21 protein-coding genes are annotated in these 21,618 nt (G+C 69.8%); 14 read left to right on the top strand and 7 right to left on the bottom strand.

Annotated elements, in window-relative coordinates:
• Positions 1-22: 22 nt before the first annotated feature.
• Positions 23-544, bottom strand: coding sequence for a DUF3280 domain-containing protein (locus E1J50_RS06580; RefSeq protein ID WP_132251644.1), 522 nt, complete (start codon positions 542-544; stop codon positions 23-25).
• Positions 545-776: 232 nt separating this feature from the next.
• Here E1J50_RS06580 and E1J50_RS06575 point away from each other — a divergent pair, with 232 nt between their 5' ends.
• The 9 genes from E1J50_RS06575 (at position 777) to E1J50_RS06535 (ending at position 9,466) form a co-directional block, all read left to right on the top strand.
• Positions 777-2,000: an ABC transporter substrate-binding protein gene (locus E1J50_RS06575; protein ID WP_132251642.1), complete on the top strand. Its 1,224-nt coding sequence runs from the start codon at positions 777-779 to the stop codon at positions 1,998-2,000.
• Between the two features lie 135 nt (positions 2,001-2,135).
• Positions 2,136-3,122, top strand: coding sequence for a YVTN family beta-propeller repeat protein (locus E1J50_RS06570; RefSeq protein WP_132251640.1), 987 nt, complete (start codon positions 2,136-2,138; stop codon positions 3,120-3,122).
• A gap of 63 nt (positions 3,123-3,185) precedes the next feature.
• A complete protein-coding gene (locus E1J50_RS06565) occupies positions 3,186-3,620 on the top strand; it encodes a cupredoxin domain-containing protein (protein WP_132251638.1) in 435 nt (144 codons plus the stop codon).
• Between the two features lie 9 nt (positions 3,621-3,629).
• Positions 3,630-3,872, top strand: a complete 243-nt coding sequence (locus tag E1J50_RS06560) for a hypothetical protein (RefSeq protein ID WP_132251636.1) — start codon at positions 3,630-3,632, stop codon at positions 3,870-3,872.
• Complete coding sequence (locus E1J50_RS06555; protein WP_132251634.1) at positions 3,869-4,633, top strand: ABC transporter ATP-binding protein; 765 nt, start codon at positions 3,869-3,871, stop codon at positions 4,631-4,633. Before E1J50_RS06560 ends, E1J50_RS06555 begins: the two co-directional genes overlap by 4 nt.
• A gap of 41 nt (positions 4,634-4,674) precedes the next feature.
• On the top strand, positions 4,675-5,520 hold the full coding sequence (locus E1J50_RS06550; RefSeq protein WP_132251705.1) for an ABC transporter permease: 846 nt from the start codon (positions 4,675-4,677) through the stop codon (positions 5,518-5,520).
• Positions 5,517-6,149 (top strand): hypothetical protein, encoded by a 633-nt coding sequence (locus E1J50_RS06545; RefSeq protein WP_132251631.1) that lies wholly within the window; start codon positions 5,517-5,519, stop codon positions 6,147-6,149. The genes E1J50_RS06550 and E1J50_RS06545 overlap by 4 nt, the downstream gene beginning before the upstream one ends.
• A 326-nt stretch (positions 6,150-6,475) precedes the next feature.
• Entirely contained in the window at positions 6,476-8,941 is a 2,466-nt protein-coding gene (locus tag E1J50_RS06540; protein ID WP_132251702.1) for a TonB-dependent receptor, read from the top strand.
• 153 nt (positions 8,942-9,094) lie between these two features.
• On the top strand, positions 9,095-9,466 hold the full coding sequence (locus E1J50_RS06535; protein ID WP_132251629.1) for a hypothetical protein: 372 nt from the start codon (positions 9,095-9,097) through the stop codon (positions 9,464-9,466).
• Between the two features lie 78 nt (positions 9,467-9,544).
• Here E1J50_RS06535 and E1J50_RS06530 read toward each other — a convergent pair whose 3' ends face one another.
• On the bottom strand, positions 9,545-11,074 hold the full coding sequence (locus E1J50_RS06530; RefSeq protein WP_132251627.1) for an undecaprenyl-phosphate glucose phosphotransferase: 1,530 nt from the start codon (positions 11,072-11,074) through the stop codon (positions 9,545-9,547).
• A 72-nt stretch (positions 11,075-11,146) separates the two neighbouring features.
• Entirely contained in the window at positions 11,147-12,379 is a 1,233-nt protein-coding gene (locus E1J50_RS06525) for a glycosyltransferase family 4 protein (protein WP_132251625.1), read from the bottom strand.
• 183 nt (positions 12,380-12,562) lie between these two features.
• Between E1J50_RS06525 and E1J50_RS06520 the strand changes: the two genes are divergently transcribed.
• Complete coding sequence (locus E1J50_RS06520) at positions 12,563-13,045, top strand: GNAT family N-acetyltransferase (protein WP_132251623.1); 483 nt, start codon at positions 12,563-12,565, stop codon at positions 13,043-13,045.
• Positions 13,046-13,055: 10 nt separating this feature from the next.
• On the opposite strand, the gene E1J50_RS06515 is transcribed toward E1J50_RS06520, so the two are convergent.
• Positions 13,056-13,628 carry a polysaccharide biosynthesis/export family protein gene (locus E1J50_RS06515; RefSeq protein WP_132251621.1) on the bottom strand — a complete coding sequence of 191 codons (573 nt, stop codon included), beginning with the start codon at positions 13,626-13,628 and terminating at the stop codon, positions 13,056-13,058.
• Positions 13,629-13,799: 171 nt separating this feature from the next.
• Between E1J50_RS06515 and E1J50_RS06510 the strand changes: the two genes are divergently transcribed.
• Positions 13,800-16,073 carry a GumC family protein gene (locus E1J50_RS06510; RefSeq protein WP_132251619.1) on the top strand — a complete coding sequence of 758 codons (2,274 nt, stop codon included), beginning with the start codon at positions 13,800-13,802 and terminating at the stop codon, positions 16,071-16,073.
• Positions 16,074-16,086: 13 nt separating this feature from the next.
• On the opposite strand, the gene E1J50_RS06505 is transcribed toward E1J50_RS06510, so the two are convergent.
• A complete protein-coding gene (locus tag E1J50_RS06505; RefSeq protein WP_132251616.1) occupies positions 16,087-17,289 on the bottom strand; it encodes a GNAT family N-acetyltransferase in 1,203 nt (400 codons plus the stop codon).
• 172 nt (positions 17,290-17,461) lie between these two features.
• Here E1J50_RS06505 and E1J50_RS06500 point away from each other — a divergent pair, with 172 nt between their 5' ends.
• The gene (locus E1J50_RS06500) at positions 17,462-18,523 is read left to right on the top strand and encodes a polysaccharide deacetylase family protein (RefSeq protein WP_132251614.1); all 1,062 of its coding nucleotides are present in this window, start codon (positions 17,462-17,464) and stop codon (positions 18,521-18,523) included.
• Positions 18,524-18,534: 11 nt separating this feature from the next.
• On the opposite strand, the gene E1J50_RS06495 is transcribed toward E1J50_RS06500, so the two are convergent.
• Positions 18,535-18,906, bottom strand: a complete 372-nt coding sequence (locus E1J50_RS06495; RefSeq protein ID WP_207919159.1) for a hypothetical protein — start codon at positions 18,904-18,906, stop codon at positions 18,535-18,537.
• A gap of 96 nt (positions 18,907-19,002) precedes the next feature.
• A complete protein-coding gene (locus tag E1J50_RS06490) occupies positions 19,003-19,209 on the bottom strand; it encodes a DUF2842 domain-containing protein (RefSeq protein ID WP_132251611.1) in 207 nt (68 codons plus the stop codon).
• A gap of 377 nt (positions 19,210-19,586) precedes the next feature.
• Here E1J50_RS06490 and E1J50_RS06485 point away from each other — a divergent pair, with 377 nt between their 5' ends.
• Together E1J50_RS06485 and trhA are read left to right on the top strand one after the other, a co-directional pair.
• Positions 19,587-20,696 carry a COX15/CtaA family protein gene (locus E1J50_RS06485; protein ID WP_132251609.1) on the top strand — a complete coding sequence of 370 codons (1,110 nt, stop codon included), beginning with the start codon at positions 19,587-19,589 and terminating at the stop codon, positions 20,694-20,696.
• A gap of 235 nt (positions 20,697-20,931) precedes the next feature.
• Complete coding sequence (gene trhA / locus E1J50_RS06480) at positions 20,932-21,615, top strand: PAQR family membrane homeostasis protein TrhA (protein WP_132251606.1); 684 nt, start codon at positions 20,932-20,934, stop codon at positions 21,613-21,615.
• The last annotated feature ends 3 nt before the right edge of the window (positions 21,616-21,618 follow it).

Genomic DNA, 21,618 nt, shown 5'->3' with positions numbered 1-21,618 from the left:
GGATCTTCGCTCAACAGGGCCTTCAGGACCGGTTCGGCAGCGGCTCGGCGAGGAGCCGGTTCTTGACGACCCAACGCATGGCGTGGGCCCAGGTATCGTCGGTATCGGCCCGGATCACCACCTGCCCGCCGCGCACGACCTTGCCAGTGGCCGCGTCACTGATGACGACGTTCAGGTTGAAGATCTGGTTCGACCCCTTCTCCACATAGCCGGTCACGGCGAGGTCCGCACCCAGCGTCTTGGCAATGCCTGCCGCGCAGCCCTCGCATTTGTAGAGCGGCGCCTGCTTGGCGATCTCGGCCGATTGGGGGCCGACATCGACCGGTTCCAACGACCCATTGGCCTGGAGCGCCTTGCGCAATTCCTCCGTCACGAGGGCGAGCTTGCGGGTCTCGTCGGGGCGCGGCTTGCGGCCTCCGACGACGCCGGGATCGAGCAGCTCGATCGTGAAGATCGCCGCCTGCTCGGGCGCGGCCCAGGCGGGCGCCGCGGCGAGCGCGAGGGGCAGGAGGAGGGCCGAAAGGGCGGGGGCGCGTCGGGACATGATCGTCGGTCTCGTGCGGGCGGCCCGGGATGGGGAAGCGGCGCGCCGGCTGCCGCAACCGGCCGCGCCCGGCCCTACACCTCGGGCGGGAGGAGGATTTGGCAACGGCCGAGGCCCGCGACAGGACGCCGAGGCCCTCAAGCGCCCGCGCGGCACGGAGCCGGCCCCTTAGGTTTCCCTTATGCTTCCACCGTTGAGTGCGCGGGGACAATATTGCTAGCGTGCCGCCCGCATGCGCGTTCCCTCCCGCTCTCTCCTCGCCGTCCTCGCCCTGTCGCTCGCGGGACCTCTCGGTCCCGGGCCGGCGCGCGCGCAGGAACCGGGCGCACCGCCTCCCCCGCAGACGATCGAGACGCGCATCGGCATCCTCTACCGGCCGCAGCCCGCGCCCGCCTCCTACGACGCCGAGGCCGTGCCGGAGGACGAGGGTGTCGCCGGCGCCCGGATGGGCATCCAGGACAACAACACGACAGGCCGTTTCACCAAGCAGACCTACGCCCTCGACGAGGTCGTGCTCGCGGAGGGGGGACCGAGCGCCGTCGAGGCCGCGAAGGGACTCGTCGGAAAGGGCGTGAAGTACCTCGTCCTGGCGCTGCCCGCGGCCGAGGTGCTGGCGGTCTCCGACGCCGTGAAGGCGGACGGCGCCCTCGTGTTCAACGCGGCCGCCCCCGACGATTCCCTGCGCGGGGCGGAGTGCCGCCAGAACGTCTTCCACGTCGTCCCGAGCCGGGCGATGCAGACGGACGCGCTCGCGCACTTCCTCACCTTCATGCGCTGGCGCAAGCTCTTCCTGATCGTCGGGCCCAACGAGGGGGACAGGCTCTACGCGGAGGCCTGGAAGAACTCCGCCCGGAAATTCGCCCTCAAGATCCAGGCGGAGAAGCCCTGGACCTTCGGCCCGCTCGCCCGCGCCCGCGGTGACACCCCGACCCGGGCGGAGGCCATGGTGTTCACCCGGGGCATCGACTACGACATGGCGATCGTGGCCGACGAGGCGGGCGACTGGGGCGACTACGTGCCCTACAAGACGGTGGATCCGCGCCCCGTCGGCGGCACGCAGGGTCTGATCGCGACGACCTGGCACCCGACGCTGGAGACCTGGGGCGCCGCGCAGGCGCAGAACCGCTTCCGGCGTCTGGCAGGCCGCCTGATGCGCCCGCTCGACTACCAGGCCTGGGCAGCGATCCGCACGGTCGGCGACGCCGTGACGGCGAAGAAGACGAACGATGCCGCCCTGATCGGCCCCTTCCTCACCGATCCGGCCTTCAGCCTCCCCGCCTACAAGGGCGTCTCCCTCACCTACCGCCCCTGGGACCACCAGCTGCGCCAGCCGCTCATCGTCGTGCAGCCGAAGGCGGTGGTCTCGGTTTCGCCGGAGGCCGGCTACCTTCACCAGCGCACGCCCCTGGACACGCTCGGCATCGACCTGCCAGAGACCGCCTGCAAGTTCAGATAGGCGGCGATTCCCGCGGCCCTGCGGCAATCGTGATCGGGTCCTGGCCGGCTCCGAGCCTCGCAACCTGCGGGGAACGCACTACAATCGCGCGCAATCGCCCGTCCGAAGACGGCGGGCGCCAGGGGAGGAGATCCTATGAGCCGCTGCGTCAAGGCGGGTGTGAGCGTTGCGGCCCTGGCGGCCGTCCTGCTCGCGGCCTCGGGTTCGGCAGAGGCCTACACGGTCTACGTCACGAACGAGAAGGGCAATTCGGTCAGCGTCATCGACACGAGCACGCTCGCCGTGACCGGAACGTGGAAGGTCGGGCGCCGCCCGCGGGGCGTGACCACGAGCAAGGACGGCAAGGAGCTGTTCGTCTGCGCGAGCGACGACGACCGGATCGACGTGCTCGACACCGCGAGCGGCAAGGTGGTGCGCTCGCTCCGCTCCGGCCCGGACCCTGAGCAGTTCATCCTCGCGCCCGACGGCAATCCCCTCTACGTCGCCAACGAGGACGACAGCCAGGTCACGGTCATCGACATCGAGAAGAACAAGATCCTGGCCGAGGTGCCGGTCGGCGTCGAGCCGGAGGGAATGGGCCTCTCGCCGGACGGGAAGGTGCTGGTCAACACCTCCGAGACCACCAACATGGCCCATTTCATCGACACCAAAACCTTCCAGGTGATCGACAACGTGCTCGTCGACGCGCGCCCGCGCTTCGCCGAGTTCACGACGGACGGGAAGTTCCTCTGGGTCTCGGCCGAGGTCGGCGGAACGGTCAGCGTCATCGACGTGGCCTCGCGGCGCGTCGTGAAGAAGATCAGCTTCAAGATCCCGAGCGTGAACGACGAGGCGATCCAGCCCGTCGGCATCCGCATCACCAAGGACGGCGCGAAGGCCTTCGTGGCTCTCGGCCCGGCCAACCGCGTCGCGGTGATCAACACCAAGACCTACGAGGTCGAGAAGTACCTGCCGGTCGGTCAGCGGGTCTGGCAGCTCGCCTTCACGCCGGACCAGAAGCTCCTGTTCACCACCAACGGCACATCGAACGATGTCTCGGTGATCGATGTCGAGGCGGGCAAGGTCGTCAAGAGCAGTCCCGTCGGGCTGCTGCCCTGGGGCGTGGCGGTCTCGCCGCAATAGCCGCGGCTCCGGGCAGGACGGGGACGGGACGCCGCCCGAGGCGGCAGGGGAGGAACGGACACGATGAAGCGGACATTCCGGCTCGCGGCCCTCGGCCTCGCGGGCCTTCTCGCGGCGGGGCCGGCGCTCGCCCTCGACCTGACGAAGAAGCGCCAGAACCTGCCCGACCTCGTGCTCGGCAACGAGGAAGGCAACGACTTCGTCGTCGAGAACAAGGACATCGAGCTCGAGGCCGGCAAGGCCTATCGGCTGCGCATCGTCGCCAAGGGGCGGCAGGAATACAAATTCTATGCGCCGGAGTTCTTCCGGTACATCTGGCTGAACCAGATCGTCATCAACCACCTGGAGATCCATGGCGGCGGTCCGCCGGACCACCTGGAATTCGACGATCCGGGCGAGATCGCGATCGAGTTCGTGGCCATCAAGCCGGGCGAGTACAAGTGGGAGGCCCGCGGCCTGGAGTCGAAGGGCATGACCGGCACGATCTCGGTGAAGTAGGAGCCCCGCATGCGCCTTACCTGTCTCGCCCTCGCGGGCTGTCTCGCCGCCGCTCCGGCGCTCGCCGACGACAAGGCCGCCTGCACCGAGGGCATCGCGGCCATCAAAACGGCTCTCGCCCAGAACCCGGCGGAGCCCGCCGCCGCCAAGGCCAAGAAGGCCCTGCGCGTCGCCGAGCGCGAGCAGGGGGAGGGCGAGTTCGACGAGTGCGTCGAGGCCGTCTCCGATGCCAAGCGGGCGCTGGGGAAGTGACGGGGGGGCGGGAGGCGGCGCCGGCCCTCGACGTCGCGCAGGTGAGCCACCGCTTCGGCGCGCGGGCGGCGCTGTCCGACGTCTCGATCCGTGTCGAGCGGGGCCGGTTCATGGCGCTGCTCGGGCCGAACGGCGCGGGCAAGACGACGCTCTTCTCGGTGATCACGCGGCTCTACAACAACCAGGACGGGCGGGTCTCGATCTTCGGGCACGGGCTCGATCGGGAGCCGTCGCGGGCGCTCGCGCGCCTCGGCGTCGTGTTCCAGGCCCGCACCCTCGACACCGACCTGACGGTCGCACAGAATCTCCACTACCACGCGAGCCTGCACGGCATCGGCCGCAGGGCCGCGCGCGAGCGGATCGCGACACTCCTCGACCGGGTCGGCCTCTCCGACCGGCGGGACGACAAGGTGCGCACCCTCTCGGGCGGCCAGTCGCGCCGCATCGAGATCGCCCGCTCCCTGGTGCATGGGCCGAGCCTTCTGCTGCTCGACGAGCCCACCGTCGGCCTCGACCTCGAGTCCCGGGCCGACATCGTCGCCATCGTGCGCGCGCTCGTTCGGGAGGAGGGCCTCTCCGTGCTCTGGGCCACCCACATCTTCGAGGAGATCGAGCCGGGCGACGACGCCGTGGTGCTGCACCGCGGCCGCATCGTCGCCCGCGGACAGGCGGGCAGCATCGGCAGCGAGGGCGAGAGCCTGGAGGCGGCCTTCCGCCGCCTCGTCACCGAGCCGAAGGACGGAGGCCGTCAGGCCGCATGAGCATCCAAACCCGCACCGCCGTCACCGCTGCGCCCACGCGGATGCCGGGCGTCTCCCACCATGGCCGCCTCGACGCGGTCGGCTACCTGATCTGCCTCGGCGGCATCGTCCGCCGCGAGCTGCTGCGATTCTTCAACCAGAAGGAGAGGTTCTTCTCGGCGCTGGTGCGCCCGCTCGTCTGGCTGTTCATCTTCGCGGCCGGGTTCCGCAACACGCTCGGCGTCTCGATCGAGCCGCCCTACCAGACCTACGTGCTCTACGAGGTCTACGTGGTGCCGGGCCTCGCCGTGATGATCCAGCTCTTCAACGGCATGCAATCCTCGCTCTCCATGGTCTACGACCGCGAGGTCGGCTCCATGAAGGTGCTGCTGACGAGCCCGTACCCGCGCTGGACGCTGCTCCTCGCCAAGCTGATCGCCGGCGTCACCGTCTCGGTGGTGCAGGCCTACGCCTTCCTCGCGATCGCGTGGTTCTGGGAGACGGACATCCCGCCGATCGGATACCTCGCGGCGCTCCCCGCCTTCGTCGCCTCGGGGCTGATGCTCGGGGCGATCGGCCTCCTCCTCTCCTCGATGGTGCGGCAACTCGAGAATTTCGCGAGCGTCATGAACTTCGTGATCTTCCCGATGTTCTTCGCCTCCTCGGCCCTCTACCCGCTCTGGCGCATCCGGGAATCCTCCGAGACCCTCTACTGGATCTGCGAGTGCAACCCCTTCACGCACGCGGTCCAGCTCGTCCGCTTCGCGCTCTACGGGCAATTCGAGCCGGTCGCCTGCGCCGTCGTCGTGGGCACCACGATCGCCTTCTTCACCCTCGCCGTCATCGCCTACGATCCCGGCCGCGGCATCATGGCCCGGCGCGGCGGTCCGGCCGGAGACAATTCATGATCCGACAGACCCTGCTAACCCTCACCGCCCTCGGCCTGCTCGCCGGACCCGCCCTCGCTCAGCCGAGGCCCGACCCGGACTGGCCCTGCGTGCAGCGCAAGGTGCCGACCCTGAGCGCGGGCACCGTCTGGGCCGGCCCCGACCTCGAGAGCGCAGGCGCCTGGGGCGACGATTTCGAGGCGGCGGCGCTCGCCCAGAAGATCGCCTCGCGCCGAACCGAGCTGAGGGATGTCGACGGGCTCCTCGACGCCTACGTCGCGAAGCTCGACGAGGCGAAGGATCCGGAGAAGGCCCAGCACCTCACCCGCGTCTTCGCCGGCGTGTTCGAGGTGATCAACGGCGAGCGTTCGCGGGTGATGAGCGGGATCGCCCGCTATGCCCAGGGGCAGCGCCGCATGGCCGAGCGTATCCGCCAGGAGGCGGACCAGATCAGCCAGACGAAGGATGCGCCGAGCGCCCAGGACGCCCGCGACATTCCCAAGGACCAGTCCGAGATCGAGACGAAGTTCGCCTGGGATCGACGCATCTTCCAGGAGCGCAGCCAATCCCTGACCTATGTCTGCGAGGTTCCCACGCTCCTGGAGCAGCGGCTCGGCGAGATCGCGCGAAAGATCCAGGCCCGGCTCTGAACGGCGATCGTTCTACAAATCAGGAGTTGTATCGACGCCGCCGGGCTTCTCCCGGCGGCGTTCTGATTCCGACCGGTCGCGGCTGAGGGAGCTTGCCACTTTATCCCGTTTTTGATTGCCTGAACTGCCCTAACATCCTGAAATTGTATGAGAAATCTGTGGCAATGCCGCCACGAAGGGCCACGATCTCGATATGGGGGCGGCCCGGCACTCGGATTCTCAGCGAAAGCGCGCCCGCGCCGATTGTGCCCGTCCGCGAAGCCCAGCATTGAAGGGACCGAAGGCTCCGCAACAAGGAGCCGGGTCTTGGAATCATGGGGTTGGACATGGGTATGCGGGCGCTTCGGGGCAGCCTGATCGCGTCGGTGGCGATGCTGCCGTGCCTCGTGCAGGCGCAGCAGGGCGGCACGCAGGCCGTCACGCTGGGGGAGCTCGACGTCGTGGCGACGTCGCCGATCGGCGGCATCGCGGCCGGGCGCGGCACGGGTGATCCGGCCGCGGCGGGGCGGCAGGTCGCATCCCGGCTGCCGTTCACGGTCGAGACCGTGAACGCGGCCGAGATCGCGCAGGACCGCGCCACCCTCGACCCCACCTTCACGCTGGCCCGCCGCACCGCGGGCGTGAACCTCTCCGACGGCCAGGGCAACAGCTTCCGGCAGACGCTGACCTACCGCGGCTTCGACGCCTCGCCGCTGCAGGGCGCGCCCCAGGGCCTCGCCGTCTATCAGAACGGCGTGCGCATCAACGAGGCCTTCGGCGACGTGGTGAACTGGGACCTCATCCCGCAGGTCGCAATCAACCGCATCGATGTCGTCACCGGCAACCCAATCTTCGGCCTCAACGCGCTCGGCGGCGCGGTCAATATCGAGATGAAGAACGGCTTCACTTGGCAGGGCAAGGAGGTGACGGTCTTCGGCGGTTCGGACGGTCGCATCGCCGGCACGCTGCAATACGGCGAACAGATCGGCCCCTGGAGCTTCTACTTCGCGGGCGAGGGCCTGCGCGACCGCGGATGGCGCTACCAGTCGCCGAGCGAGATCGGCAGGGTCTACGCCGACCTCGGCTACCGCACCCTGGATTCCGAGTTCCACATCGTCGCTTCGGGCGCCAAGACCTTCTTCGGCGCGGCCGCCGCCGCCCCGGTCGACTTCACCCGCACCGACGAGCGCGCGATCTTCACCTATCCGCAGTCGATCTCGACCGAGATGGGCCAGATCCAGGTCAACGGTAAGGTCAACATCTCGCCGACCTGGGACCTCGCCGGCAACGCCTATGTCCGCCGCTTCAGCCAGTTCGTCATCGACGGCAACGACGCCGAGTTCGAGAATTGCAGCCGCCAATCCTCTTTCCGCGGCTCACTCTGCTTCGAGGATGACGGCTTCTTCCCCGCGGCGGGCCAGTCGCAGCTCGCCTTCCGCAACCAGTTCCTCATGCAGGGCCGGAACACGCCGCGCATCCCGTTCACGCCGGGCGTGCCTTACGGCACCCTCGATACGGTTCGCACGGAGGCGACGGGCTACGGCGGCACGCTTCAGGCGACGAACCGCGACCGCATCTTCGACCACACGAACACCTTCATCGTCGGCGGCAGCATCGATGTCGCGGATTACGGCTTCAAGTCGCAGAGCACGCTGGGCATCATCAACCCGGATCTCAGCGTCACGACGAACCCGAACAACCCGACCTACGGCTTCGTGCCCGGCGTCGGCACGACGCAGCTGCGCACGGCCGCGGCGCTCGGCATCGCGCCGAGCTCCGTCATCGGCTCGAACCTCTACATGGGCCTCTACGCCCTCGACACGTTCGACGTGACCGACGCCCTGTCCATCACGGCGGGCGCGCGGCTCAACTTCGCCCGCATCTCGACGACGGACCTCACGGGCTTCTCGCCGGACGTGAACGGCACGCATTACTTCAACCGGATCAACCCGGTGGCGGGCGTGACCTACCGCTTCTTCCCGTGGATGACCCTCTACGGCGGCTACTCGGAATCGAACCGCGCGCCGACCCCCCTCGAGCTCGCCTGCGCCAACCCGCAGCGCCCCTGCCTCCTCCCGAACTCGCTCGTCGCCGACCCGCCGCTTGAGCAGGTGGTGGGCCGGACCTACGAGGCCGGCTTCCGCGGCACGGTGCCGAACGTCTACGAGGACGGCATCGTCAACTACAAGCTCGGCTTCTTCCGCACCGACCTGTCGAACGACATCCTGCAGCTCGCCGTTCCGGGCAACGCCGCCCGCGGCTACTTCGTGAACGTGCCGGCCACCCAGCGCCAGGGCATCGAGGTGCAGGCCGAGTACGCGATGCCGGGGCTCAGCGTTTACGCGAACTACGCGCTGATCGACGCGACCTTCCAGTTCACCGGAACGCTTTCCTCGCCGAACAACCCCCTCGCCAACCCGGACGGCTCGATCGACATCCGCCCCGGCAACAAGCTGCCGCTCATCCCCGAGCACCAGTTCAAGGTCGGCTTCGACTACGCGATCACGCCGATCTGGCGCTTCGGCGCGAACCTCGCCGCCTTCTCCTCGTCCTACTATCGCGGCGACGAGTCGAACCTGAACCGCAAGCTGCCCGCCTATTACACGGTCAATCTCAACTCCAGCGTGCAGATCACGGACAACGCGCAGATCTTCCTGCTCGTGACGAACCTCTTCAACAACCGCTACGCCAATTTCGGCACCTTCCTAGAGCGGGAGGCCAACTTCGCCAACCGCTTCGTCCTGAACGATCCCCGCACCACGACGCTGGTGCAGCCGCTCTCCGTCTACGGGGGTCTGCGCTACACGTGGTGATCCGCGTCGACCTGCGCCGGGACGCCGCATGGACCGGCGCAGGTCTGCAACCTCGGCGGGAGGAACTGATCTCCCGGACATCGCTTCTCTCCCCACTCTGATGGCGGGCCGCCGATCCCCGGCGGCCCATTCCACATTCGGGAGAAGCGTCTGATGCGGATATCCACCCTGATCCCGGCCGTCCTCGCGGCCTCCACCCTCGCGACCCTCGCCGCCAGCCCCGCCCTCGCCACGTCGTGTGCCGAAGAGATCGCCACGTTGGAACGTCGTCTCGACAGCGCGGGAGCGGAGAAGGTGACCGGCAAGGAGCCGCCGGGCGGCCCGACCTCCTCGCACTCGGACAAGGCTCTGGCTCAGCCTCCGGCAGGAAAGCCGAGCGATCCGAGCGTGCAGCCGACCGCCGCCGGCGTGAAGGAAGCGCGCGATCTCGTCCAGAAGGCCAGGACCGAGGACAAGGCCGGGCAGGCGGAAGCCTGCCGCGACACGATCCTGAAAGCCAAGGAGAAGGCCGGCGCCCTGCCGTAGGGCGATCCGCGCGGGCCGGCGCCCTGCCGCGTCTCTAACGCCCTCGGTCTCTCCTCGGGATCCGAGGGCGGGGGTCGGTCAGTAGGCGTTCTGCGTCCTGAACAGCGCGAAGGGCGTCGTCAGCAGGATCTGCAGGTCGAGGAGAACCGACCAGTTCTCGATGTAGTACAGGTCGTGCTCGACGCGGCGCTGGAGCTTCTCGCTGGTGTCGGTCTCGCCGCGCCAGCCATTGACCTGAGCCCAGCCGGTGATGCCGGGCTTGACCCGGTGCCGGGCGAAATAGCCGTCGACGACCTGATCGTAGAGGGTGTTCGCGGCCTTCGCCTGGAGCGCGTGTGGCCGGGGGCCGACGAGGGAGAGATCGCCCCGGATCACGTTGAAGAGTTGCGGCAACTCGTCGAGGCTCGTCTTGCGGATGAAGCGGCCGACCGGGGTGACCCGCGGATCGCCCCGCGTCACCTGCCGTGCCGCCCCGTGGTCGCACTGGTCGACATACATCGAGCGGAACTTGAAGACGTCGATCAACTCGTTGTTGAAGCCGTGCCGCTTCTGTCGGAACAGGATTGGCCCGGGTGACGAGAGGCGCACGGCGAGGGCCACGGCGAGCATCACCGGCGCGAGCAGGACGAGGAGGGCAAGGCCCACCGTGCGGTCGAAGGCCGCCTTCACGACGACGTCCCAGTCCGCGATCGGCTTGTCGAATACGTCGAGCACCGGCACGCCCCCGATGTAGGAATAGGAGCGCGGGCGCAGACGCAGCTTGGTGGCGTGGGCCGAGAGCCGGATGTCGATCGGCAGCACCCAGAGCTTGGCGAGCATCTGCAGGATGCGCCCCTCGGCCGAGATCGGCAGGGTGAACACGACGAGATCGAGGCGGGCGTGGCGGGCATAGGCGACGAGGTCGCTGACCGTTCCGAGTTTCGGGTAGCCCGCCACGACGTCCGAGGAGCGGTCGTCGTTGCGGTCGTCGAACACGCCGACGATGCGGATCCCGGAATCGCCCTGCGACTCGAGGGCACGGATCAGTTCCTCGGCCACCGGGCCACCCCCGACGATGGCGGTGCGGCGGTCGAAACGCCCCTTGCGGACCTGCGCGGCGACGACCTGCGCCAGCACGAAGCGTCCGGCGAGGACGAGGAGGAGGCCGCCCGCGAAATAGGCGCCGAGCCACAGCCGGGAATAATGATCCGCCACCTTGGCGAGGACCATGCCGGCCGCGACGAGCAGGAAGGCGAGGGCCCAGCTGGCCGACAGCTTCACCGCGGATGGGAAGAAGGCGCGGAACGCCCCCATCCGGTAGGTGCCGCCGGCCTGGAACAGGGTGATCGTGATGGCGGCGACGGCCAGGATCGCGGCGATGTAGGACAGGCCCAGCGGTACGACGCCCCGCAGCATGATCTGATGCAGGGCGAGGCCGAACCCGCCGACAAGGCAGAATTCAGCGGCCCGCACGCAGCCCGCGAGCACGACCGGCGAGATCAGGGGGCCGGGGAGCGCGGCTTTCGCTTCTGCGGGAAGCGGACGCCCCGTGGCGTCACCGGCCGCGGCCAGGGCCGAGCCGGGCTGACCGGCGACCTTCAGAAGGTCACGGACATCGAAGGCACTCATCGGGAAACACCGGAAACGTGATGCGGTTTGGGATGGTCGGTCGAAAGGTTGCAGGATCTCGTCTCGGAAAGCTTAAGCGCCTGGGCGCGTGCCCGAGCTCCCGGCGAGGGCGGGGGCGGCCGGAACGCTCTCCGGCACCCCTTCCCTGAGGCGGGCGCGGAAGGCCGCCGCGTAGCCTGAGAGCACGTCGGCGCCCATCCGCTCCATCGAGAAGCGCTGGCGTACGGAAGCGCTCAGGGCCGCAAAACGCGCTCGACGGGTCTCGGCCGGCTCGTCGAGCACCCGGAGGATCGCGCGTCGGAGCGCCGCCGCATCGCGCGGTGGCACCAACTCGTCAGCGGCCGCGCCGAAGATTTCCGGGATACCGCCGACATTGGTGGCGACGAGCGGTTGGCCCGCCGCCGCGGCCTCCAGCACCACGTAGGGCAGGGATTCGGCGAAGGAGGGCACGACCATGATCCGGCCCCGCGCCAGGATCGGACGGATCGGCTGGGCCGGCTCGAAGGCGACAGCCTCGGTCAGGCCGAGATCGCGCACCTGATCCGCGAGGCGCCCGGCGTCCGGACCCGACCCGACCATCAGGAGGCGCACGTGCCGGCCCTCGGCGCGCATCTGTGCCAGCGCCTCCAGCAGGACCGGCAGGCCCTTGGCGTCCCGAAGCTCGCCCACGTAGACGAGGTCGAAGGGATCGGGAGCCGGCTCGACCGGCTCGAATTCGGCCGCGCCGATCCCGTTGTGAACGATCCGCGCGAGGGTCGCCTTGGCGCCCACGAAAGCCTGGTGGCGCCGCGCCACGTACTCGCTCTCGAACAGGAACACGTCGGTGCGCCGGGCGAGCAGGCCCTCCGCCGCCATGTAGAGCCGGTGCATCAGGGTGCCGGGCCGATAATTGTAGCTTCCGCCGTGCGGCGTGTAGGCGCGGATCATGGACTCGCTGCGGGCGGGGCAGAGACGGGCGTAGGCGCCACCTTTGGCGCCGTGCCCGTGCAGCACGTCGGCACCGACGGCCTCGGCCCGCCGCGCCACGGCGAGCAGCGCCGCGGTGTCGGAGGGGTGCGGATTGCGCCGCATCGGCACCCGCGTCACCCCGAAGGCCAGGGCGGGGGCCAGTTCGGCGAGTGCGGCCTGCGCCCGATCGCCCCCCGTCGTCGCGTCGCAGACGATGCCGACCCGGTGCCCGGCGGCGGCCTGGAGGCGGGCGAGATCCACGACATGCCGGAACAGTCCGCCGACAGGAGCACGGAAGATGTGGAGGATCCGGTGGGACTCGACCGGGTGAGCGATGGCGGCGGGCACGGGCGGCATCTCCAGCGACGGCGCGGAAATCGGCCCGGAGGCTAGGGCCCGATCGTTGCCTGGCCGGTTAAGGACGCGGCTCCGGAGGCGAGATGCGCCATCTATCTGCCGGCAGGGTTAGAGTGGGGCTAAGGAGATCGCTCGGATTGCGACGGCAGGCTCTCCTGGAGGGCGAGCTGCGGGGGGAGCAGCGTGCTGATCAGGTTCATCGAAGGAGCGGATCAGGACGCCGTCTGGGAGATCCTGCGGCCGGTGATCGAGGCAGACGAGACCTACGCGCTACCCCGCGACATGACGCGGGCCGAGGCGCTCGCCTACTGGAGCGGGCCTGATCGGGAGACCTTCGTGGCGGAAGATCGTGGAGCCCTCGTGGGCACCGCCTATCTGCGCGCGAACCAGGCCGGGGGCGGCAGCCACGTCGCCAATGCGGGCTTCGTGACGGCGCCCGCAGCCGCCGGCCGTGGTGTTGCCCGCCGAATGTGCGAGCATGTCCTCGACCGGGCGCGGGAGCGGGGCTTCGCGGCGATGCAGTTCAATTTCGTGATCGGCACGAATGCCGGGGCGATCCGCCTCTGGGAGAGCCTCGGCTTCGAGACGGTCGGCCGCCTTCCCGGCGCCTTCCGGCATCCGCGGCTCGGCGCCTTCGATGCCCTCGTCATGTACAGGCGGCTGTGAAGCCGAGACTTCAGAAGAAGCGCTCCTTGACCATGATCGTGTCGCCCGGCCGGACGGGATAGGTCATCGGCACGATGCCGGAGACGAGCCCACCCTGTCCCTCCCGGGTCAGCACGGCGTAGTCGCGGGCGGCGCGAGGCCCGAAGCCCGCCGCGATGGCGACCGCCGTCTCGACCGTCATGCCGTTGACGTAGGGGTATTGGCCGGACGTCGTGACCTCGCCGAGGATGTAGAACGGCCGGTAGGCATCGACCTCGACCGTCACGTGCGGCTCGCGCACGAAACCTGCCGCGAGCTTGCCCTCGATGGTGCGCGCGGCCGCGGCCGTGGTCTGGCCGCCGATCGAGACCGTGCCGATGAGCGGCATGGCGATCCGGCCGGCTCCATCCACCGCGTAGATGTTCGAGAGGTTGTCCTGTCCGAACACGATCACGCGCAACCGGTCCCCCGCGGACAGGGTGTAGCGGGCGCCGATCGAGCCGGTCCCGGTCGCGTCGAGCTGAGCGGTCCGGAAGTCGGGCCGCAGGCAGCCGCCCAGCGCGAGGCTGGACGTGAGAGCCAGAAGGAGTGCGCGCCGGTTCATCACCCATGCCGCCGTGTTTTTCCTCAACGGCGACGGTGTAGGCGGATATGGTTAATGAAGACTGACGTCCCGGAAGGGCGCAGGGCCGCCGCAGCCTGCTTTAACCGCTGGTCAATCTTAACGGTTTCTACTGCGCGCTGATCCGAGTCCTGTGCAGCGGATACTTTGGCCTTGCGTACCGAACGTCATACCCGCCGCTCCGCGAGAGCCGGCCGTTCCGCTCCGGCCGCGGCACCGACGGAGAGCCTTGCGCTCTCGCAGGTCGGCGGCGTCCTGCGCCGGTCCTGGCTCTGGATCGCTCTGCCGACGATCGTAGCGGCAGCGGGCGCCGTCGCCTTCGTGCAGGTCGTGCCCCCGCGCTTCACGGGCGAGGCCAAGCTTCTCCTGGAGAGCCGGGAGGCCGGATTCGCCCGCACCGCGCAGGAGCGTGCCGAGCAGCCCCAGCCGATCGACGAGCAGGCGGTGGCCAGCCAGGCACAGGTCGTGATGTCGCGCGATCTCGCCCGCGAGGCGATCCGCCGGCTCAAGCTCGTGGGCAACCCGGAATTCGACCCGAGCGTCGAGGGGCTCGGCCCCGTGCAGCGGGCTTTGATGCTCGTCGGTCTCGCCCAGAACCCGCTGGAGCGTCCCTCCGAGGACCGCGTGCTCGACGCCTATTTCGATCGGCTCCTCGTCTACCCGGCCGGCAAGTCGCGCATCCTCAGCGTCGAGTTCCGCTCGAAGGATCCGATGCTCGCGGCGCAGGGCGCCAACACCATCTCCGAGCTCTACATCGCCTCCCTCGAGGCCGCGAAGGTCGACACCGCGCGCTACGCCTCGACCTGGCTCGGCGGCAACATCGAGACGCTGCGCAGCCGGGTCGCCGAGGCCGAGGCGAAGGTCGAGGCCTTCCGGGCCAGGAACGGCCTCGTCGCGGCGGGCGGCACCGCCGGACAGCCGCTGAGCGGACAGCAATTGTCCGAGCTCTCGAGCCAACTCTCCCACGCGCGCACGCTCAAGGCGGATCTCGACGGCCGCGTGAAGCTGATCAAGGAGATGATCAAGGAGGGCCGCGCCTTCGAGATCCCGGACGTCGCCAATAACGACCTGATCCGCCGGGTGGTGGAGAGCCGGATCACCCTCCGTGCGCAGCTCGCCCTGGAATCGCGCACGCTGCTTCCCGCCCACCCCCGCATCAAGGAGCTGACCGCGCAGGTCGCGGATCTCGACGCGCAGATCAAGTCGGCGGCCGAGCGGATCGGGCGCACGCTGGAGAACGATGCCAAGATCGCGGGCGCCCGCGTCGAGAGCCTGCAGGCGACGGTGGACGGGCAGCGCGACGTCGTCGTGAAGGGCAATTCGAGCGAGGTGCAGTTGCGGGCCCTCGAGCGCGAGGCCAAGGCCCAGCGCGAGCAACTCGAATCCTACCTGTCGCGCTACCGCGAGGCGGCTGCCCGGGATGCGGAGAGCGCGAGCCCGGCCGATGTACGGATCGTCTCGCGGGCCGTCGTTCCGGAACTTCCGTCATTCCCGAAGAAGCTGCCGATCGTCGGGCTTGCGGCGCTCCTCGCCTTTCTGTTCTCCGCGGGTGCCGTCATCGCTCGGCGGCTCCTCGCCGATCCCGGCGGCGCGGCGCGTCCGGACCAGGGCGCGCGTGAGCAGGCCGATGAGGCGTCCCGCCCCGAGCCCGCGCGCTTCAGCTTCCCCGAGGCTGCTCCTCCCTCCGCATGGCCGAGCCTCGCCGTCGTGTCGGGTGAGGCCCCACCCGCTCCGGCGCCGGAGCCGCGCGGTGAGTCCGGCTCACCGTTCGATCTCGACCTCCTGATCGAGCGTCTCGCCGAAGGAGCGCAGGCGGAGGCGGGCCGCATCGTGCTGGTGGTCGAGACCGTGCCCGCGCGGCGACCAGTCCGCCTCACTGCCTCCGCACAGGGACTGGCCGGGGCGAGATCGCCGGAGAAGAGCTTGGCCGAGACGCTGGCCGATACCTTGGCAGGGCGCGGCCGGACGCTCGCCGTCGATCTCGACGGGCCGGCGAGCCACCCGGACGATCCGGGTCTCACCGATCTCGTCGCGGGCGACGCCGCCTTCCTCGACGTGATCCAGCCCGTACCCGGCTCCCGCCTGCACCGCGTCGCCCGCGGCTTCGTCGACAGCGCCGTCCTGCTGGAGGAGCCCCAGGCGCTGGCGATCTCCCTGGACGCGATGGCCGAGACCTACGACTGGGTGATCTGCAGCCAGCGCCTCCGGTCGGGCGAGGGGCCGCGCGCCCTCCTCGCGGCCGTCTCCGCCCGCATGGACAGCGTCGTCATCGTCTCGAACGCGGCCGCCGACGACCCGGACCTCGTCGATCTCTACGCGCTGGCCGAGGACTCGGGCGCCGGGCAGGTCCTCGTGGCCCAGGACAGCGTCGCTGTGCGTGTGGAGATCGGCGGAGAGGACATGCAGCTGCGCCTCTCCGCGGCGTGAAAGGGGCGAGGCGTCAGCTCCGCCGGAGCCGCCTCACTCTCTGTGCGAGGGCCCAGAGGCGCGGATTGCGCTTGATCCGCGCGCGTAAGCCCGTAACGCAACCCGCCGCGAAGCCGAAGAGATGGCCGCGCAGGCTCACCGGCAGCACCAATTCGGTGAGCTCGATCGTCTCGTCGCAGATGCTGGACTTGTAGCGCGCCTCGCCGACGCCGAGGTCGAAGGCGCGGTGGCCGCGCGCCGTCTGGTCCCGCACGAGATGATGCAGCAACAGGTCTCCGGGGCTGCACCGGGCGATGTCGGGGTCGGGGTCGAAGGCCGTCATCATGCCGCTGAAGCGGTCACCGTCCACCGCGCCGCCGAATATTGCGAGGATCCGTCCGCTCGCCCGGGCCACGAGGGCGTGAAGTTCGACCGCGGGCGCGCCCGTCTCGGGGTCGGACGCCGCTGCGAGGAAGCGGCGGATCGGCTCCGCCGCGTAGGGGTCGGCGATGCCCTGGCTCGCGAAACGGGCGGCCTTGTGCGCGTAGAATCCGGAGAGGTAGGCCTCCGCCTCCGCCCTCGTGCCGGCGCGACGGTAGTCGATGGGTCCGACCGCCTCGACGAGGCGCTTCTCCTTCGAGCGCAGCTTCTTGCGCGCGTCCGCGCTGAAGGCGCGGCGGACGGTCGCCTCCGGGTCGGGGCCGAGCTGCAGCCCGTAGGCATCGTTCGCGCCCGGCCGCGCCCTGATGGCGAGGGGGTTCACCGCCCCATTCCAGGTCCGGGGTTGATGGGACAGGACGTAGAGATCGATTCCGGCCGCGGGCGCGAGGCGGACGAGCAGGCCGAGGAGATCCTCGGTCGACACGGCCGCGGCTTCGCGGCTCGCGAAGAGGGGGAGGTGGTAGTTCGCGTGCGTGCCCCCGACGACCCGCGCGATCCGCACGCCGTGCTCGCGGGTGACAACGAGGGGGAGGAGCAGGCGCGGTCGGCCGCACTCGCCCCGCAGGACGAGGACCCGCAACGTTCCAGGCGTCGCGCCGTGGAGGTAGGCCGCGACCCAGTCGAAACGCTGATAGGGTGTCGCGAGGCAGCCCGCGCCGTTTTCCAAATCGCGCCAGAGGGCTTCGACCGCCTCGAGATCGGACCAGATCTCCGCTCGCATGCCGCCCCGAGCCTCTCCCCGCGCGCCCTCGGCGGCATCCTCTACCGCGGACCAATCCTGCACGATGACCGACATCGGCCGAGCCTCATCGCCACGCGGCGCTCCGGCGCCCGACCGGGCATGATTGGGGCGGGCGCCCCTAACGGGCCGTGTCGCCGGTCGGGCGGCCTGCGAGCGTGGGTAACGAAACCTTGTCGGGGGCCGGGATAGGCTGCCCCGACTCACCAGCCGGGCTCAGAGGCTCGTCATGCTCTCCAGCCGCAATCGCCGCCGCCTGTTCGAGGCCGGCTTCCGTGTCGTGTCCGGGCTCGGAGCCGATCGCTGGCTCGAACCGGCGGCGCGGGGACAGGGCCTCATCCTCACCTTCCACCACGTCTCGCCCGAATTGCCGGACCCGTTTGCGCCGAACCGCCTCCTCAGCATCACGCCGGACTTCCTCGACGAGACGCTGACGGCCCTGCGCGAGCGTGGCTTCACCCTCGTTCCCCTCGACGCAGTGCCCGACCATCTGGCACGCAGGCCGGGCGCTCCCTTCGCCGCACTCACCTTCGACGACGGCTATCGCGACAACGCGCTCCATGCGGCGCCCGTGCTCGCCCGGCACCGGGCGCCCTGGACCCTGTTCGTGACGAGCGACTTCGCCGACGGTCGCGGCCGGCTCTGGTGGATCGAGCTGGAACGGGCGATCCGGCGTCTTGACCGGGTCGCGGTGACGTTCGGGACAGGGAAGCGGCTCGACCTGCCCGCGCGCGATGCGGCACAGAAGAGCGTGGCCTTCGAGGCCGTCTACCGGGCCTTGCGTGCGGGTCCGGAGGAACGGCTCCTCTCGGCCATCGCCGAGCTCTGCGAGCGGGCAGGGTTCGGGGCGGGGAGCGTCGCCGCGGAACTCTGCCTCGGCTGGGACGAGTTGCGTGATCTCGCCCGCGATCCCGCCGTGGACATCGGGGCGCACACGCGCTCGCATCCCATGCTCGCCAAGCACGCGGTCGAGGTCGCGCGAGCGGAGATCGCGGGGGGGCGCGCCCGGATCGAGAGGGCGGTCGGACGCCGCGTTCGCCATCTCTCCTATCCCGTCGGGGACAGGACATCGGCGGGTCCGCGGGAATTCGCCCTCGCGCGGGAGCTCGGCTTCGCCACGGCGGTGACGACACGGCCGGGACACCTGTTCTCGGAGCATGCCGACCATCTGCACGCCCTGCCGCGGATCTCGGTCAACGGCTGCCATCAGTCGCGGGCCGCCCTGAAGGGGCTCCTCTCCGGCGTTCCCTTCCTCGTCTGGAACAGGGGCCGACGCCTCGACGTGGCCTGAGACGAACCGACTCAGCGCCTGCGGCGGCGCCGGTAGGTGCGGGTCTCCTCGGAGCCGCCGGCCGTGAAGACGGCGACCTGGCGCCCGCGGCGCCCGTAGCGGGCGCGACCGCGCCGGCCGCGGCCGGCCTCCGGCGCCGGGTCATCGGCCATGGGGATCGCCGCCGCGGCCAGGGCCGGAGCCGGCGAAGCCGCCCCGTCGCCGCCGGCGATGTTCTTGGCCGCCGGCCCGAACATCGACAGGCACTGGTTGTAGGCGAGATCGTTCTTCAGCCGCTCGCAATCGCCGATCGAGCGAGGCGTCTCCTGCGCCCCGAGCGGGCCGCTCGCGATGAGGCAGAGGAAGCCGGCAAGGCCGAGGCGGCGCGAGTGAGGGCGTGGCATGGGGCGGGGTGGGACCAGGATCGGGAGGGCTGACGTCGCGCTTCTGGCGCGCGAGTGCGGCGAAAACGCGGGCGATGCCGGCAGGCGCGCCTTACCTCAGCGGTCGGGGCGCTCCATCCACCGGATCACCGGCATCAACGGGAAGATCCAGGCGATGCCGAGCAGGCAGTAGAGGATGGTCTGCACGAGGGCAGGGGCCTCGGCGATGCGGCTGTCGGCGAGAGCCATGGCGAGCGGCGCGTAGATCATGACGAAGGCCAGGATCACGATCGTCCCGATCAGGGTTCGGGTCCGGCGGGCCATCGGGTCCCTTTCATCAGCGAAGTCGCGCCCCGTCCGGGCTCGCGCCGAGGGCTAATGTGCGCATCCGCCGATGGCAACTCGGCCCGGCGCCGCACCGGTGCGAAGCGCCGACCGACCCGCTCGAAACGCGTCCCGAGGACTCCTTGGCCGCGATTGCCCGCGGCTTCTCCGGCGGCGTCGCTCGCATCGGCCCCTTCCTGCGCGGCGCCTCGCGTGCCGGGGAGGGGGCACAATCGGCGCGGCTTCCCCCGCTGCGGCATCGGCAGGCGTTGCCCCGCCGATCCTCGCTGCCGTAAGAGCCTGCCCTGAGCGCGCCCTCCGCCTCCGTCGAACTCGGCGCCGGGCCTGCCCGATCGAGACCGAAGGCAACCGACAGCATGATCTCCGCCGCGACCGCGATTCCTCCGGCGAACAGGGCCCTTCGCACCTGGCTCTACCTGCTCGCCGCCCTCGTCGTCGCGATGGTGGCGGTCGGCGGCGCGACGCGGCTGACCGGCTCGGGCCTCTCGATCACGGAATGGCGGCCGGTGACGGGCGCCGTGCCTCCCCTCACGGCCGAGGCCTGGGCCGCGGAATTCGAGAGGTACAAGGATACGCCGCAATACCGCATCCTGAACCAGGGGCTCGGCCTCTCGGATTTCAAGGTTCTCTACGCCTGGGAATGGGGTCACCGGATGCTCGGCCGCATCATCGGCCTCGCCTTCTTCCTGCCCCTCGTCGTGTTCTGGCTGCGCGGACGCCTGAACCTTCGCCTCGGGCTCGCCCTGCTCGGGCTCGGGCTTCTGGGCGGCCTGCAAGGGGCGATCGGCTGGATCATGGTGGCCTCGGGCCTTCAGCCCGGCATGACGGCCGTAGCGCCGCTCAAGCTCGCCCTGCACCTGACGACGGCGAGCCTCATCCTGGCGGGCCTCGTCTGGCTCGCCGCGGGCCTGCGCGGAGCGACGGGCCGGCCGGCAGGCGCCCGGCTGCGCCGCACCGCCTACGCCCTACCTCTTCTGGTGCTGCTGCAGATCTTTCTCGGCGGCCTCGTGGCGGGCTCCCATGCCGGTCTCGTCTACAACACGTGGCCCACGATGAACGGCGATCTTGTGCCCGACCTGTCCGGCCTGTTCGTCGTGAAGCCCTGGATCGAGAACTTCGTCGACAACGTCACCCTCGTCCAGTTCAACCACCGCATGACGGCCTATCTCCTGCTCGCCGTCGCCCTGCTCCACGCCCTCGACGCACGTCTGGCGGGCCGCGGCGCGGCCCGGCGGGCGGCCGGCATCGCGGGCCTCGCTCTCCTCCAGGCCGCCCTCGGCATCACCGCGCTCCTCCTCGCCGTGCCGCTCTGGGCCGCCCTCGCGCATCAGGTCCTCGCGATGGCCGTGCTGGTGATGGCCGTGGTCCACGCCCGCCTCAGCCGCGGCACGGTGCCTGCATCCGCGACGCTGGGCCCCGCGAGCATTCCCTTCGGCTACGAGGCCCTGGCCGAACGAAGGGTCTGATCTACAGTGGGTTCAATGATCGCGAGACCTCGTTCGACCGGAGAGGGGTAGGCGACCGCATCGCCTGCCCGCAACACAGGTGCGGCTTGCTTTTGCCGCGCGGCGAAATGTCTTGCAGTGCACAAGCCTTTACCAATCCGGCTCAAATAACTGGGAGTAACCCGGAATCCGCACTTTTCCCACGGAACGACTTTCAGAGAAAAAGCTTAGCCTTCGCATGGTGCTGGAGGCAGAAATGTTCCTGGCGGAAGATGGACGACCCGTTGGCCTGACTTGGAACTATACCCGTCGCGAGATCATGGCCGATGGGGTGATCCATTGTGTCGGCGTGGTGCTGGGTCTCGCCGGCGCAATCGCACTGGTTGTGACGGCGACCGCGGCCCATCTCGGCTGGGGTGCCCGCGCCGCGATCCTCGTCTACTCAGCGGTGCTGGTCTCGATGCTGGCCGTATCGGCCATCTACAACCTCCACCCGGTCCACCCGCGGAAATGGCTCCTGCGGCGGGCCGACCACGCCTTGATCTACCTGATGATCGCGGGGACCTACACGCCGCTCGTCACGCTGGTCGGCACAGGCCCCACGGCCTACGGGCTCCTGGCCTTCATCTGGGTGGTGGCCGGCATCGGCATCGGCGTGAAGCTGTTCCTGCCCGGCCGCTTCGACCGCCTCTCCATCGCCCTCTATCTGATGCTGGGGTGGAGCGGCCTTCTCGCCTACGAATCCGTGATCGCCGCCCTGCAGCCGACGGCGCTCTGGCTGCTCGCATTGGGCGGCCTGCTCTACTCCTTCGGCGTCGTCTTCCACGTTTGGCGAAGCCTGCCGTTCCAGAACGCGATCTGGCACGGCTTCGTGCTCGTGGGTACCGCATGCCATTACGGCACGGTGTGGGCGAGCGTCTCGGGCGCCGCGGCCGCGTAAGCG

It is taken from the genome of Methylobacterium segetis, assembly GCF_004348265.1.
Taxonomy (GTDB): Bacteria; Pseudomonadota; Alphaproteobacteria; order Rhizobiales; family Beijerinckiaceae; genus Methylobacterium; species Methylobacterium segetis.
The sequence above is the reverse complement of the archived record's forward strand: the minus strand, read 5'-3'. Positions and strand labels throughout refer to the sequence as shown.

Coding starts and splice junctions, on each gene's coding strand:
- E1J50_RS06490 (WP_132251611.1), bottom strand. CDS start 19,209: ATGGCCCGCCGGACCCGAACCCTGATCGGGACGATCGTGATCCTGGCC.
- E1J50_RS06570 (WP_132251640.1), top strand. CDS start 2,136: ATGAGCCGCTGCGTCAAGGCGGGTGTGAGCGTTGCGGCCCTGGCGGCC.
- E1J50_RS06545 (WP_132251631.1), top strand. CDS start 5,517: ATGATCCGACAGACCCTGCTAACCCTCACCGCCCTCGGCCTGCTCGCC.
- E1J50_RS06500 (WP_132251614.1), top strand. CDS start 17,462: ATGCTCTCCAGCCGCAATCGCCGCCGCCTGTTCGAGGCCGGCTTCCGT.
- E1J50_RS06580 (WP_132251644.1), bottom strand. CDS start 544: ATGTCCCGACGCGCCCCCGCCCTTTCGGCCCTCCTCCTGCCCCTCGCG.
- E1J50_RS06540 (WP_132251702.1), top strand. CDS start 6,476: ATGGGTATGCGGGCGCTTCGGGGCAGCCTGATCGCGTCGGTGGCGATG.
- E1J50_RS06550 (WP_132251705.1), top strand. CDS start 4,675: ATGCCGGGCGTCTCCCACCATGGCCGCCTCGACGCGGTCGGCTACCTG.
- E1J50_RS06535 (WP_132251629.1), top strand. CDS start 9,095: ATGCGGATATCCACCCTGATCCCGGCCGTCCTCGCGGCCTCCACCCTC.
- E1J50_RS06485 (WP_132251609.1), top strand. CDS start 19,587: ATGATCTCCGCCGCGACCGCGATTCCTCCGGCGAACAGGGCCCTTCGC.
- E1J50_RS06565 (WP_132251638.1), top strand. CDS start 3,186: ATGAAGCGGACATTCCGGCTCGCGGCCCTCGGCCTCGCGGGCCTTCTC.
- E1J50_RS06560 (WP_132251636.1), top strand. CDS start 3,630: ATGCGCCTTACCTGTCTCGCCCTCGCGGGCTGTCTCGCCGCCGCTCCG.
- E1J50_RS06575 (WP_132251642.1), top strand. CDS start 777: ATGCGCGTTCCCTCCCGCTCTCTCCTCGCCGTCCTCGCCCTGTCGCTC.
- E1J50_RS06505 (WP_132251616.1), bottom strand. CDS start 17,289: ATGTCGGTCATCGTGCAGGATTGGTCCGCGGTAGAGGATGCCGCCGAG.
- E1J50_RS06525 (WP_132251625.1), bottom strand. CDS start 12,379: ATGCCGCCCGTGCCCGCCGCCATCGCTCACCCGGTCGAGTCCCACCGG.
- E1J50_RS06495 (WP_207919159.1), bottom strand. CDS start 18,906: ATGCCACGCCCTCACTCGCGCCGCCTCGGCCTTGCCGGCTTCCTCTGC.
- trhA (WP_132251606.1), top strand. CDS start 20,932: ATGTTCCTGGCGGAAGATGGACGACCCGTTGGCCTGACTTGGAACTAT.
- E1J50_RS06515 (WP_132251621.1), bottom strand. CDS start 13,628: ATGAACCGGCGCGCACTCCTTCTGGCTCTCACGTCCAGCCTCGCGCTG.
- E1J50_RS06530 (WP_132251627.1), bottom strand. CDS start 11,074: ATGAGTGCCTTCGATGTCCGTGACCTTCTGAAGGTCGCCGGTCAGCCC.